Origin of the sequence: Acinetobacter portensis, assembly GCF_023158935.1 — a bacterium.
GTDB lineage: Bacteria > Pseudomonadota > Gammaproteobacteria > Pseudomonadales > Moraxellaceae > Acinetobacter > Acinetobacter faecalis.
Genome location: NZ_CP096120.1, coordinates 1981245 through 1995784 on the forward strand (window position 1 = coordinate 1981245; position 14540 = coordinate 1995784).

Annotated in this window: 16 protein-coding genes and 2 rRNA genes; 12 read left to right on the forward strand and 6 right to left on the reverse strand. The window is 37.8% G+C overall.

Going from position 1 to position 14540, the window contains the following annotated elements:
• Positions 1-3 precede the first annotated feature (3 nt).
• The 3 genes from MZO21_RS09930 (at position 4) to MZO21_RS09940 (ending at position 1829) form a co-directional block, all read left to right on the forward strand.
• Positions 4-678 carry an LrgB family protein gene (locus MZO21_RS09930; protein ID WP_248102505.1) on the forward strand — a complete coding sequence of 225 codons (675 nt, stop codon included), beginning with the start codon at positions 4-6 and terminating at the stop codon, positions 676-678.
• A gap of 74 nt (positions 679-752) precedes the next feature.
• Entirely contained in the window at positions 753-1199 is a 447-nt protein-coding gene (locus tag MZO21_RS09935) for a DUF2147 domain-containing protein (protein WP_154772349.1), read from the forward strand.
• Between the two features lie 186 nt (positions 1200-1385).
• On the forward strand, positions 1386-1829 hold the full coding sequence (locus MZO21_RS09940; RefSeq protein ID WP_154772348.1) for a DUF2147 domain-containing protein: 444 nt from the start codon (positions 1386-1388) through the stop codon (positions 1827-1829).
• Between the two features lie 56 nt (positions 1830-1885).
• On the opposite strand, the gene MZO21_RS09945 is transcribed toward MZO21_RS09940, so the two are convergent.
• From MZO21_RS09945 to pdxA, 4 genes are all read right to left on the reverse strand, one after another.
• Positions 1886-2695: a hypothetical protein gene (locus tag MZO21_RS09945; protein WP_248102503.1), complete on the reverse strand. Its 810-nt coding sequence runs from the start codon at positions 2693-2695 to the stop codon at positions 1886-1888.
• 86 nt (positions 2696-2781) lie between these two features.
• Positions 2782-3630, reverse strand: coding sequence for a symmetrical bis(5'-nucleosyl)-tetraphosphatase (locus MZO21_RS09950; RefSeq protein WP_248102500.1), 849 nt, complete (start codon positions 3628-3630; stop codon positions 2782-2784).
• Entirely contained in the window at positions 3631-4446 is an 816-nt protein-coding gene (gene rsmA, locus MZO21_RS09955; RefSeq protein WP_154772345.1) for a 16S rRNA (adenine(1518)-N(6)/adenine(1519)-N(6))-dimethyltransferase RsmA, read from the reverse strand.
• A gap of 33 nt (positions 4447-4479) precedes the next feature.
• On the reverse strand, positions 4480-5448 hold the full coding sequence (gene pdxA, locus MZO21_RS09960; RefSeq protein ID WP_248102496.1) for a 4-hydroxythreonine-4-phosphate dehydrogenase PdxA: 969 nt from the start codon (positions 5446-5448) through the stop codon (positions 4480-4482).
• 309 nt (positions 5449-5757) lie between these two features.
• Between pdxA and rplM the strand changes: the two genes are divergently transcribed.
• The 9 genes from rplM (at position 5758) to MZO21_RS10005 (ending at position 10993) form a co-directional block, all read left to right on the forward strand.
• A complete protein-coding gene (gene rplM, locus MZO21_RS09965) occupies positions 5758-6186 on the forward strand; it encodes a 50S ribosomal protein L13 (protein WP_153372433.1) in 429 nt (142 codons plus the stop codon).
• A gap of 12 nt (positions 6187-6198) precedes the next feature.
• Positions 6199-6585: a 30S ribosomal protein S9 gene (gene rpsI / locus MZO21_RS09970; protein WP_067731057.1), complete on the forward strand. Its 387-nt coding sequence runs from the start codon at positions 6199-6201 to the stop codon at positions 6583-6585.
• Positions 6586-6753: 168 nt separating this feature from the next.
• Positions 6754-7407: a glutathione S-transferase N-terminal domain-containing protein gene (locus MZO21_RS09975; protein WP_154772343.1), complete on the forward strand. Its 654-nt coding sequence runs from the start codon at positions 6754-6756 to the stop codon at positions 7405-7407.
• A gap of 8 nt (positions 7408-7415) precedes the next feature.
• Positions 7416-7844, forward strand: a complete 429-nt coding sequence (locus MZO21_RS09980; protein WP_154772342.1) for a ClpXP protease specificity-enhancing factor — start codon at positions 7416-7418, stop codon at positions 7842-7844.
• A 16-nt stretch (positions 7845-7860) separates the two neighbouring features.
• Positions 7861-8508: a hypothetical protein gene (locus MZO21_RS09985; RefSeq protein WP_154772341.1), complete on the forward strand. Its 648-nt coding sequence runs from the start codon at positions 7861-7863 to the stop codon at positions 8506-8508.
• Positions 8509-8864: 356 nt separating this feature from the next.
• Complete coding sequence (locus MZO21_RS09990; RefSeq protein WP_248102540.1) at positions 8865-9191, forward strand: roadblock/LC7 domain-containing protein; 327 nt, start codon at positions 8865-8867, stop codon at positions 9189-9191.
• 192 nt (positions 9192-9383) lie between these two features.
• Positions 9384-9668, forward strand: a complete 285-nt coding sequence (locus tag MZO21_RS09995; RefSeq protein WP_248102493.1) for a hypothetical protein — start codon at positions 9384-9386, stop codon at positions 9666-9668.
• 362 nt (positions 9669-10030) lie between these two features.
• Positions 10031-10573, forward strand: a complete 543-nt coding sequence (locus MZO21_RS10000) for a GTP-binding protein (protein WP_154772339.1) — start codon at positions 10031-10033, stop codon at positions 10571-10573.
• Complete coding sequence (locus MZO21_RS10005) at positions 10574-10993, forward strand: roadblock/LC7 domain-containing protein (RefSeq protein WP_154772338.1); 420 nt, start codon at positions 10574-10576, stop codon at positions 10991-10993.
• 78 nt (positions 10994-11071) lie between these two features.
• Here MZO21_RS10005 and rrf read toward each other — a convergent pair.
• Together rrf and MZO21_RS10015 are read right to left on the reverse strand one after the other, a co-directional pair.
• Positions 11072-11186 (reverse strand): 5S ribosomal RNA (gene rrf / locus MZO21_RS10010).
• Positions 11187-11362: 176 nt separating this feature from the next.
• Positions 11363-14257 (reverse strand): 23S ribosomal RNA (locus tag MZO21_RS10015).
• Positions 14258-14540: the final 283 nt, after the last annotated feature.

The following is a 14540-nucleotide window of genomic DNA, read 5'->3' on the forward strand; positions in this document are numbered from 1 at the left end:
AAAATGATTGGAATTCTATACGCTTTTATTATTACCTTTATTGCATATATACTTGCTAAACCCTGCAATAAAAAAATCCCTCAAGTACCCGTTATTGTTTTCGGAATGTTCTTCATTATTGGGCTTTTATTCATTTTGGGTCTGCCTTATGAAAAGTATATGACCAATGCAAACCCACTTTTCAATAATTTATTGGGTTACGTAACTGTTGCACTTGCTATTCCTTTAGCTGCTATGCGCTACGATGACTTACCATTAAAAGGTATTTTAGGCATTTTAATCTTTGCAAGTTTTAGTGCTGTAGCCTTACCTATGGGACTTGCCTACTTATTGCATATGACTAGCCCAGATATTATGGCATTTGCAACTCGTGCTGTAACAACACCTATTGCCATCAATATTGCCACATTGTTACAAGCCCCTATTAGCTTAGTCATTCTTATTGTTATTTTATCTGGCGTAATTGGTGCTGCATTTTCACCTCTTATTTTACGACACATTAACGATGAAAGAGCCTCGGGTTTAGCTTTAGGCCTAGCAGCTCACGCTATTGGAACAGCGCAAGCATGGCAACGTGGAAGTGTTGCAGGTCGTTATGCTGCTTTTGGTATGGCAGTTAATGCCGTATTTACAGCAGTTTGGTTGCCTACTTTCATTTTATTCCTTCAAAACTCTTAAGTTTAAATAATTGTTTTAAATTAAGAAAAAACATATTATGAGCCAAATAACTTTCACATAAAAAGGAACATGAAATGAAAGTGCTTGTGCTTGCAACTTCACTTATTTTCTCTGCAATTGGGAATATTGCATTCGCTAAAGACATCTCTGGAATGTGGAAAAATATTGATGATAAAACAGGATCATCAAAAGCAATCTTAGAGATACGCAAAGAGAAAAATGGCTCGTATACTGCCAAAGTTGTAAAAATCACACCTCGCCCAGGTTACAATCCCAAAGATACTTGTGTTAAATGTCCTGCACCTTATAAAAATCAACCTATTTTAGGTATGGATATTTTAAAAGGTTTGCAGCATACAAATGATGGTGCTTACACTAACGGTAAAATTATAGACCCTCTTACTGGCAAAATTTATAGCACGAAAGCAAAATTAAGTACTAGTGGTACTCGCTTAACACTAAGAGGATATGTTGGTGTTTCTGCACTCGGTCGCAGCCAAACATGGCTAAAAGTAGACTAATTATAAAAGCCACTTACACCAGTGGCTTTTTTATGTTGTTTATAATCTTAACTATTGAATATAAAAATAAATTTCACATAGATAATCAATTAAATATTACCACTTTATATATTGACTAAATTGTAAACAATGGGCTATTTTGAACATTACAAAATAAAAATTATCTTCTATCAAAAGGAATCTGATATGAAAAGTAAATTGCTTATAGCTAGCACATTTGGTTTATTTTTAAGTGCAAATGCTTTTGCCAACGATATTGCAGGAAAATGGCTTCAAATAGATGATAAAACAGGAACATCTAAAGCTGTTATTGAAATTCGTAAAGATGCCAAAGATACCTATACTGCTCAAATTGTAAAAATAACACCACGTCCTGGTTATACGCCTCAAGAAAAATGTAAAGATTGCCCCGCACCTTACACCAACCAACCTATATTAGGTATGGATGTATTGAAAGGTCTAAAACTAGTTTCTGAAAACAACTATGATGGTGGAAAAATAATTGATCCACTTACTGGTAAAATTTATAGTGCGAAAGCCCGACTAAACTCGACAGGTAAACGTTTAACCCTACGTGGTTATATGGGTATTTCTGCAATTGGACGTAGTCAAACCTGGATTCGCCAATAGGTAACTTAAATTTAGTTAAATATTAAAAAACCACTCAAATAAGTGGTTTTTTAATATTATAAATTCTCTTCACCTGTAAGATAAAATTTAGCTCCTGCTGGTCCAGCTATTGCATTTGGTAAGTTAGTCTTTATAGAACTAGCTAAATCACCTTCATAAATTTTTGTACCTTGATGCGTTAATTTAGAGTGTGCATCAATATAAATTTTCCCACCCATTTTCCCCCATAAATAGCAAAAACCATAATCTTCAGATAAATAACGTTTAGACTCAGGATGAACCATCACATCAAAAAATCGATAATGTAACCCCTTATTTTCACAACCATGTGAATCACTTATGTAGTGTAATTCTGGATACTGCAGCATCATTTTTTCAAATACACAACGCTTAATAGCCATAAATCCATTTTCGTTAATTTTTATATCTATTTGATTTGTATTTGGAGTTACAGAAGCATTTACTGGATATTTTTGATAATTATTTCTAAAAGACTCTCTTGTCGTATTTTCAGGAACACCTTCGGCTGGCCAATTTTCCAATTTCAATGGATATATTCCAGCAGCAACATCATAATCAGACATCAATAAACGAAACGCAGCATCCGTATCAAATCCAATATCTGAATCTATCCAAAATAAATGTGTCCACTCTTTATTGGCTAAAAAATCTGCTACAGCATTATTTCTAGCACGAGTAATTAAACTTTCACCACGCATTAAATAATATTGAATAGGCATACCAATTTTTGTTGCATAGTTTTGAAAATTCAATAATGAAATAACATAATTATGAAAATACTTACCATCATGACTCGGAGTAACAACAAGAGGGTATATGTTTTTTAAATCTTCTATTTCTAGCATTTATATTATCCATTTTTTATTGTTTGTTTTTTTATTTTATAATTTATGAATGCTATACAAATAATATAGCACCCATATATTTAATTCTAAAACATTGGGTTATGAACAGCAAATTTCATTTTATCTTCTAAACGATAAGCAATAAGTGAATTCCCCCAAACGCATCCACCATCTACATTTTGGATACTTTCAGAAATAGTTCGCCCTTCTAGCGCAGCCCAATGCCCAAAAATAATTTGATGTATTTTTGCTGCTTGAGATTCAAACTCAAACCAAGGTTTATATCCCTTTGGCATCGGTTCATCTAGCGCATCTTTAAAACTAAACTCTAAACCGCCTTGTTCGTTTGTTAAACGCATACGAGTTAAGTAGTTAGTAATACAACGTAAACGCGCATTGCCTGTTAAATCATCTGACCAGAGTGCAGGCTCTTTTCCATACATATCTTTTAAGAAAGCATCCAACACATTTAAATCATCATGTGCAATTACAGCTTCAACTTCTTTTGCAAATTGTGATGCTTGTTCAGCTGTCCAATTGGTTGGAATACCTGCATGCGTTAAAATAGTTTGATCATTTGGAAATAAACACAAAGGCTGTTTACGCAACCAATCGATTAAATCATCACTTTCTAAAGCATGAATCACATCATCAATATTATCTTGCTCTTTGGCTTTTTTAATACCGCGCGCAACTGCTAATAAATTTAGATCATGATTACCTAAAACCGTTGCTGCTACACCACTATCGACCAATTTTTTAATAAAACGAATTGCACCAACCGAGTTTTCACCACGAGCAACTAAGTCACCTGCAAACCAAATAAAATCTTGATCTGAATCGAACTGTATTTCTTTTAAGAGTGCTTTCAGGGCTTCAAAGCAGCCCTGAACATCACCAATCACATAATTATATCGAACGTTTTCACGAGACATTTATGCATCTACCATTTGATCTGCAAGTGCAACAAATTGAGCTAATGTTAAAGTTTCAGGACGTGCCATAGGATCGACACCTGATTTTTCAAAGCCGTCTTCAACCAACATGCCTTTTAAGCTGTTACGAAGTGTTTTACGACGCTGAGTGAATACATGTGAAACCAAACGCGCTAATGCTTTTTCATTGCTCGCAACAATTGGCTTTTCATCGTAAGGCTCTAAGCGGAACACAGCAGATGTTACTTTTGGCGGTGGATTGAAAGATCCTGGTGGCACTTCAAATAAGAACGTTGGTTTGCAGTAATACTGAATCATTACTGATAAACGACCATATTCTTTGGTATTTGGTGATGCCGTAATACGATCTACTACTTCTTTTTGAAGCATGAAGTGCATGTCTTTTACTTTATTACCAAATCCTAAGAGATGGAATAACAATGGCGTAGAGATGTTATACGGCAAGTTACCCACGACACGTAACGGGCGACCATCTGCAAATAATTCTGTGAAATCGTACTTTAGCGCATCGGTTTCAATAATAGTTAAACGCTCAGGATGAGGTACTCGACCTGGTAAACCTGCTGCTAAATCACGGTCAAGCTCAACGACAGTTAATGCATCGCACTCACCAATTAAAGGTGATGTTAATGCAGCAAGACCAGGACCAATTTCAACAATATTTTCACCTGCACGCGGATTTACCGAGCGTACAATTTTGGCAATTACACGTTGGTCATGTAAGAAGTTTTGCCCGAAACGCTTCCGCGTGTGATGCCCTTCATCTTTTGGGTTTAAGGCATTAATTTGATACATAAAATTTTTCCAACGTGAAACTAAGCAATAAAATCAATGGTGTGCAAGATCAAGCGCTAAATCGACAGCAACATGTAAGCTTGAGCTTTTTGCTTGCCCTGTACCTGCTAGGGAGAGCGCAGTACCATGATCTACAGATGTACGAATAAACGGTAAGCCTAAAGTAATATTAATAGCTTCACCAAACCCTTGCGATTTTAACACAGGTAAACCCTGATCGTGATACATCGCTAAAACTGCATCAGCATCTTTTAAATTTTCAGGGGTAAATAAGGTATCGGCAGGTAAACTTAAGCTCATTTGAATACCCTTTTCACGATAAGTTTCAAGTACAGGATTAATCACTTCAATCTCCTCCATACCTAAATAGCCATCTTCACCTGCATGCGGATTTAAACCACAAACTAAAATATTTGGATGTTCAATCTTAAATTTAGTTTTTAAATCGTGAATTAAAATATCAATAACTTGATGTAATCTCTGTTTTGTTATTGCATCAGGAACATCACGTAAAGCCAAATGTGTAGTAGCAAGTGCTACACGTAAAGACTTTGTTGCAAGCATCATTACAACACGTTCAACGCCCGCATATTCTTGGTAAAACTCTGTATGACCACTAAAATGAATGCCAGCATCATTAATAATAGATTTTTGAACAGGCGCTGTTGCAACACCTACACTTTTTCCATTCATTGCATATTCTGCAGAACGTCTTAATTGTTCTAAAACATAAGCAGCATTATTGGCATTAAGCTGTCCTGAACATACAACTTCATTTAATGGAACATGCTCTACATATAACTGATCTTTAGCAGATGATACCGTTTGTCCTAAATATTCAATAAAATTGATTGAAATATTAAGCTCTTTTGCACGAGCTTTAAGCAGAGTTAAATCGGCTAAAACGACAAGAGGTCGCACATCTACTCGATTTGCTAAACTTAAACAAATGTCAGGACCAATTCCAGCAGGCTCACCACTCGTTACATATAGAGGAAGCATCGATCCTAACCTCACTTTTAAACCGAAATAAATAACATTATACATCTTCAATAAAATTGCAGAAGAACAACCTGTAAGCATCAGAAAATATTTATCTTTTTAATATTTTTTGAACGATTTCTTAGGCTATTTATCATTATTACAAAACTTCTAAGATTATTCTTTGCACTAAAGGCATTTTAATACTAGAATACAGCGCTTGAAATTCTAATTTTCATTTGTGATTCTTCACGTAATCGTTTAGAATCGCGTCTCCTTTAGTTTGGACAGATTCCATAGTCCAAACCAACTATAATAGGTAGTGGTTTAATGAAAACTCTCAGCGCTAAGCCAGCTGAAGTTCAACACGACTGGTACGTTGTTGATGCTTCTGGCAAAACTTTAGGTCGTCTTGCGACTGAAATCGCTCGTCGTTTACGCGGTAAGCATAAAACTTCTTATACTCCTCACGTTGACACTGGCGATTATATCGTTGTTATCAATGCTGAAGAAATTACTGTGACTGGTAAAAAAGCTCACGATAAGAAATACTATCGCCATACTGGTTTCCCTGGTGGTATTCGCGAAACTAACTTTGAAAAGTTAATCGCGCACAAACCTGAAACAGTTTTAGAAAAAGCTGTTAAAGGTATGTTACCAAAAGGTCCTCTTGGTTATGCAATGATCAAAAAAATGAAAGTGTACGCTGGTACTGAGCATCCACACGCTGCTCAACAGCCACAAGTTTTGGACATCTAAGGGATACAGCACATGGCTACTAACTATGGTACAGGTCGCCGTAAGACCGCAACTGCACGTGTTTTCCTATCAGCTGGTACTGGTAAACTCGTAATTAACAACCGTTCTTTAGAACAGTACTTCGGTCGTGAGACTGCTCGTATGGTTGTTAACCAACCTCTTGAGCTTTTAGAAGCTACTAACAAATATGACCTTTACATCACTGTTGCTGGTGGTGGTATTGGTGGTCAAGCAGGCGCTATTCGTCACGGTATTACTCGTGCGTTAATCGCTTCTGACGAAACTTTAAAACCTGCTCTTCGTCAAGCTGGTTTCGTTACTCGTGATGCTCGTGAAGTTGAACGTAAGAAACTTGGTTTACGTAAAGCTCGTAAACGTCCTCAATTCTCTAAACGTTAATTCGTTTACCGAATCGGACAAAAAAGCCTTGGATTTTCCAAGGCTTTTTTATTGGTTAAATATTTTCAATTTTCTTACATCATGTTTACTATAATTCTTTAAACAGCTTCGTGATTTTATAGGCTATTTTTAGTATCCTATCTGATTCATTTATTATTGCTGTGAAATATGTCAGTCGAAGCTGCACCACTCCAAGGAATTACGCTATATAGTCATGCAAATGACTTTCGCTCTCATTGGATTCGTTATGTTCTTGCTGAAAAACAAATTAAGCACCACCTCATTATTGTTGAAGATGATGACGAAGATGTTGCAAGCCTAAATCCATATAACAAATTACCTATGCTCATTGAAAATGACTTGAAGCTTTTTAGCACAAGTATTATTTCTGAGTACCTAGATGACCGATATAGACAAAATAAGCTTTATGCAGATGCACCAATGCAACGTGCAGAACAGCGTCAATATATCTGGCGTTTCGAACAAGATTGGCTAATGCTTGCAGATAAAATGCTTCGTCACCCAGATAGCTTTAATAAAGAAGAAAGTGTTAAAGCACAAAAACAACTCAAAGATACACTCGTCTCACTTACACCATTGTTTCAACATTATCCTTATTTTATGTCAGAAACATTCTCAAGTTTAGACTGCATGCTTGCACCCATTTTTTTACGCTTACCAACAATGGGGATCCATTTACCACCGCAACATTGCAGACCAATTTTACTTTATATGCAACGTATTTTTAGTCGCCCTGCTTTCTTGAAGTCACTCACATTGCAGGAAAAAAACCATTATCGTGAATTATTGAAAAATATTTAGGTCATATTATGTCTGAATCAGAATTGAATGTAACACCTACCCGTCCATATCTTACTCGTGCAATGTATGAATGGATTTGCGACAACAATCTCACACCACACTTACTGGTTGATGCTACACAACCTAATACGCTTGTACCTGAACAATTTATTCAAGATGGGCAAATTGTGTTAAATACAGCACCACATGCCGTACATGCATTAAACATGAGCAATGATGCAATTAGCTTTTCTGCGCGCTTTGGTGGTGTTTCTCGTGACCTATATATTCCTTTTCAAGCATTAATCGGAATATATGCACGTGAAAATGGACAAGGCTTATTTTTTGATGCAAATGAATATGATCATATCAATAATGATCAAGATGCTTTAAAATCAAACACTGAAGAGAATAATGCAACAACGAAAAAGAAACCAAGTCTAAGATTATTAGACTAATAAATGGGGTGTATTAATGGCTTTCGATTTGGTCCAATACTTTAATGATCAATTAATATTTCAAAAACCATCACTTTTGAATAATTATGATCGTGAATTACGTGACAAATACATATTAGAAATTAATACACTCACTTTAGGTAAACTTGTTACCCTTTGGCGTGACAATGATGAGATTCAATTCGAAAAGCTTAATACTCTAAATGATACTTATATTTCAGAGATCGCTAATAGCCTATTAGCGTCTAAGCATAATCAATCTACACTTAAGCCTAATGAACTTAAAGTTACAGTTTTAGAAATCCTCACCTTCCAGCTTGAAGAAATATTACAACTTGAAACAACTGGCAGTTATGGAAAAAGAGGATTAAAAGAACTTCTTTTAGGTCAAATTGAACATCTCTCTGGACATGCAGATGATTGGGTTTGGTCAACAAATGGACTCTTAGAACTACAAGGCTCTAAAATCATTCATCAAGAAGATATATCATTAGATTCAACAATGAAGGAGTTTAATCAAATGGTTCAGCAACACACGCACACTGATGATAATCAAGTTTCAACAGAAACTGTAACGCCTACATGGGCTAAAATTTTAGAACCTGTAGTTGCTCTCGCAATTCTTTGGATTCTAGCTCAAGCTTTATGCAGTGTATTTGCATAAGCACTTATACTTAACTAAAGACTATAGAAATGTAGTCTTTTTTTAATCAGAACTTTTTACAAATGGTTACAATTACATTCTAAGCACCATCATACTTTCTATTTTATGAGAAGGGTCGAATAATTTTCACTAAAGGGTTAAACATATCTCAAAACAACTGACCAAAACTATCATAAAATCTATTCTCATTTTTATTTTAAGTTTACATATAAAAATAATTCATTGATCTTTCTAACTTATTCTTTATAAATAAGATTCTACTTAATGATTTTCATATCAGATATGTAGAAATAATATTATTTATAAAAAGAGAGAGAATAAATATGGCTAAAGTATCATTAGAATAACTATCAAGTATCGACGGATTTTACGCTGCAGCATTAGTAGATGGCGAAAGTGGATTAGCACTAGCAACTCAAGGAGGCGGAGATATCGATTTAGAATTAGCAGCAGCTGGTAATACAGAAGTTGTCCGATCAAAGCAACGCGTAGCACAAGCGCTAAATTTAAATGACACAATTGAGGATATTCTTATCACACTTGGTAAGCAATACCACTTAATTCGCCCACTTGTTAATAATGAAAATGTTTTTCTATATCTGGTACTTGATCGTTCTAAAGCAAATCTAGCAATGGCTCGTCATGAACTAAAAAGTTATGAAAAAGGTTTAGACTTTGCGTAATTCCACACACTTAAGCCCTTTATAGAGTTTCAAAGGGCTTTATTTCCCTATCTTTACTTTAAAGGTGAAATATATGAACCCTAAAACTTATAATAATCAGCATTTACTGAAACAATAATAAATTTCCCTCATTCATTTAGACTATATTTAGCCAAACATACTTACTCACACACCCTCTCTCTCCAATCAAATTTGAATCTTCCTGAATACAATCAGATTGAAGGTTATAACAATAGTATAGAAAGAATTACTTCATTATTTGATAAGTTATATACAACGGATAAAGATATAAAGTTACATTTATTTGATAACAATGGAACTATTGCAATAGCTCAACCAGATAAAAATCAAATATGGATAAACCCTGCAAGAGAGAATACTAAGACTAGTTTTCATTTTAATTTTGAAATTGCAAATACGGACTCCCTTACAAAAGTGAATCGCAAAGAAACTCTAATTTTAAATGATTGGATTTAGAATCTCTTTTGGAACAGTAGTGAAGTTGCAATTGCATTATCCCCAAGTGATGGACATTTCAAGATAAATTATTGGCCAAAACCGTCAGATATTAAAAACAAAAAAATAATATTTCAACTTAGTGCATGTTTTATACAAGGCGGCAAAATTTCAACAATTGCTGATCAGTTAAACTTACCACCCGATTTGGTAAAACAGTTTATTGGTGCAAATATTACTATAGACAATGTTGAAAAAATTAATATTTGGGATAAACACTATAGCCCTCCTACTTCAAATACGGAAAATGAGGATGTTAGCTTCATAAAAGATTTTTTCAGTAATTTAAGAAAAACATTACGCCTATGATATGAGATTTATTTATGATCATCCAACAATATAAAATTGTCTTTGCTGGAACTATGGGAGCAGGGAAAACTGAAGCTATTCGATCACTATCCGATATCCCAATTCTTTTAACAGAAGCACTTAACACAGACCAAGAAAGCCATTCAAAACCACAAACAACCGTCGGCATTGATTATGGTGAAGTAACACTAGATGATGGATTAATAATCGGACTTTATGGCACACCAGGGCAAGAACGATTTGATTTTATTTGGTCCGTGATCTGTAAAGGTGCAATCGGAGCAATCATATTAATTGATCATACTTTAGAAAATCCAATTGAAGAACTCGAACATTATCTAGAAGTATTTCAGGAGTATACAGAATATATTGCTATTGGAATTACACATACAGATGGTGATCTAAATAAATCTACTTATATTTATCAAGAATGGTTGATCAAAAATGACCTTTATCATCCATTATTTATGATTGATGCACGTAAAAAAGATGATGTCAAACTACTATTAGAAGCATTAATTACCACGATAGAAATTAATTACAACATTACTGCTTAATTGGAGAAATTCTATGTTTGCACTAAAGAAAGAAAGATTCCCGAACATATAATTCAGAATGCAAAGATAGAAATCCAGAGCATATTTAATAATGTTAGTGGTGTGAATTTCATCATGATCTGCTCCACAGATGGTTTTGAAATTACAACTCTTTATAAAAAAAATATATTTAACCAAACAAAGCTTGCAGCCGTTAGTAGTTCATTACATGCAATGGTAAGTGCTCTTATGAATGAATTACAACTTATTAAATGCCAATCCATAACCTTAGATGCAGAAAATGGTAAAGCAGTTCTTACATCCATCCCAAGTAGCCAATATCCAATGATTATTGTCGTTTTAGCAAATAAAGATATTCTATTAGGGCAACTTCTACATGCACTAAAAAAATCTAGCTTAGTAATATCTAGCTTTGAATAAATTATTCATATTTTCATTTATTTTTATGCAAGCATAAAAAAACCCCCTCCGTATTGGAGGGGGTTTTTAGAATTAATGAGCTGGCGATGACTTACTCTCACATGGGTAACCCCACACTACCATCAGCGCAAAGAGGTTTCACTTCTGAGTTCGGGAAGGGATCAGGTGGTTCACTCTTGCTATTGTCGCCAGCACAACTGTTTATGCTTACTCGCTTAGGTCTTACGTTTGCCTTAGCTTTCGTCAAATAGAATACATTAACAGGTATATCTGAGTTGAACATTGTCTTACTAACTTTCTTCTGAATCAAGCTATTTTGCTTAATATCGAATCAATTGAGCTTTTATACAACAACTGTTTGGGTGTTGTATAGTCAAGCCTCACGAGCAATTAGTATTGGTCAGCTTCACATATCACTATGCTTCCACATCCAACCTATCAACGTCGTAGTCTTCAACGGCTCTTTAGAGGACATAAAGTCCTAGGGAAATCTTATCTTGAGGTAGGCTTCCCGCTTAGATGCTTTCAGCGGTTATCCCTTCCGAACATAGCTACCCGGCGATGCGACTGGCGTCACAACCGGTACACCAGAGGTTCGTCCACTCTGGTCCTCTCGTACTAGGAGCAGATCCTCTCAAATTTCCAACGCCCACGGTAGATAGGGACCGAACTGTCTCACGACGTTCTAAACCCAGCTCGCGTACCTCTTTAAATGGCGAACAGCCATACCCTTGGGACCTGCTTCAGCCCCAGGATGAGATGAGCCGACATCGAGGTGCCAAACACCGCCGTCGATATGAACTCTTGGGCGGTATCAGCCTGTTATCCCCAGAGTACCTTTTATCCGTTGAGCGATGGCCCTTCCATACAGAACCACCGGATCACTAAGACCTACTTTCGTACCTGCTCGACTTGTGGGTCTCGCAGTTAAGCGCGCTTTTGCCTTTATACTCTACGCGTGATTTCCGACCACGCTGAGCGCACCTTCGTACTCCTCCGTTACTCTTTAGGAGGAGACCGCCCCAGTCAAACTACCCACCAGACATGGTCCTCGCTCCAGATTATGGAGCAGAGTTAGAACCTCAATATTACCAGGGTGGTATTTCAAGATTGGCTCCACCGCAACTAGCGTCGCGGTTTCAAAGCCTCCCACCTATCCTACACAAGTAAGATCAAAGTTCAATGTCAAGCTGCAGTAAAGGTTCACGGGGTCTTTCCGTCTAGCCGCGGGTACACCGCATCTTCACGGCGAATTCGATTTCACTGAGCCTCTGCTGGAGACAGCGCCCCCATCATTATGCCATTCGTGCAGGTCGGAACTTACCCGACAAGGAATTTCGCTACCTTAGGACCGTTATAGTTACGGCCGCCGTTTACTGGGGCTTCGATCAAGAGCTTCGCTTACGCTAACCCCATCAATTAACCTTCCAGCACCGGGCAGGCATCACACCCTATACGTCCACTTTCGTGTTTGCAGAGTGCTATGTTTTTAATAAACAGTTGCAGGGGCCTGGTTTCTGTGGCTGCCGATAGCTCAGGAAGCAAGTTCCATCACCGTCAGCAGCGTACCTTCTCCCGAAGTTACGGTACCATTTTGCCTAGTTCCTTCAGCAGAGTTCTCTCAAGCGCTTTGGTCTACTCGACCTGACCACCTGTGTCGGTTTCGGGTACGATTCCTGTGTAACTGAAGCTTAGAGACTTTTCCTGGAAGTATAGTATCAGCCACTTCGCTAATAAATTAGCTTGCTATCAGTTCTCAGCATAGAGTACCCCGGATTTGCCTAAGATACATGCCTACAACCTTTCACCTGGACAACCAACGCCAGGCTGACTTAACTTTCTCCGTCCTCTCATCGCATTACACAGAAGTATTGGAATATTAACCAATTTCCCATCGACTACGCCTCTCGGCCTCGCCTTAGGGGTCGACTCACCCAGCCCCGATTAACGTTGGACTGGAACCCTTGGTCTTTCAGCGAACGGGTTTTTCACCCGTTTTGTCGTTACTCACGTCAGCATTCGCACTTCTGATACCTCCAGCAGACTTCTCAATCCACCTTCATCGGCTTACAGAACGCTCCCCTACCACTTGCAATAAATTGCAAATCCGCAGCTTCGGCATATAGTTTTAGCCCCGTTACATCTTCCGCGCAGGCCGACTCGACTAGTGAGCTATTACGCTTTCTTTAAAGGGTGGCTGCTTCTAAGCCAACCTCCTAGCTGTCTATGCCTTCCCACATCGTTTCCCACTTAACTATAATTTTGGGGCCTTAGCTGGCGGTCTGGATTGTTTTCCTCTTGACTACGGACGTTAGCACCCGCAGTCTGTCTCCCGGATAGTACTCATTGGTATTCGGAGTTTGCATCGGTTTGGTAAGTCGGGATGACCCCCTAGCCGAAACAGTGCTCTACCCCCAATGGTATTCGTCCGAGGCGCTACCTAAATAGCTTTCGGGGAGAACCAGCTATCACCAAGTTTGATTAGCCTTTCACCCCTATCCACAAGTCATCCCCTGGCTTTTCAACGACAGTGGGTTCGGTCCTCCAGTTAGTGTTACCCAACCTTCAACCTGCTCATGGATAGATCACCTGGTTTCGGGTCTATGCCCAGCAACTAAACGCCCTATTAAGACTCGATTTCTCTACGGCTCCCCTATTCGGTTAACCTTGCTACTGAACATAAGTCGCTGACCCATTATACAAAAGGTACGCAGTCACCGGACACAATGCCGGCTCCCACTGCTTGTATGCATGCGGTTTCAGGATCTATTTCACTCCCCTCACAGGGGTTCTTTTCGCCTTTCCCTCACGGTACTGGTTCACTATCGGTCAGTCAGGAGTATTTAGCCTTGGAGGATGGTCCCCCCATATTCAGACAAGGTTTCACGTGCCCCGCCCTACTCGACATCATCATATAAGCCCTTTCGTGTACAGGACTATCACCCACTATGGTTGCACTTCCCAGAGCATTCCACTAGAACTTATATGACTTAATGGGCTGTTCCCCTTTCGCTCGCCGCTACTGAGGGAATCTCAATTGATTTCTTTTCCTAAGGGTACTGAGATGTTTCACTTCCCCTCGTTCGCCTTGCAACACTATGTATTCATGTTGCAATACCTACCTTATGGTAAGTGGGTTTCCCCATTCAGAAATCTCCGGATCACAGGATATTTGCCGCCTCCCCGGAGCTTATCGCAGGCTATTACGTCTTTCATCGCCTCTGACTGCCAAGGCATCCACCACATGCACTTAATTACTTGACTATACAACCCCAAACAGTCGTTAATCCCTACAAGTAGGATTAGCAACAGATCAACTAACAAGTTAGTCAATCATACAGTTGGCGTCTGTGCACTTAAGCACTGTACAGCTTCAATTAGATTCATATACCAAAACGCTTGATTCAGTTTAATCGCTAGTAAATCATCATTCTCGTAAACTCAGAATTGCTTCTTCGTTTTTAAGTTTGATGAGTTATGAACAAATTATTTCAACTCAAATATATTCTGTTAATGATTTTTCTAGCCTTCGTCAGGTCTAGAAACT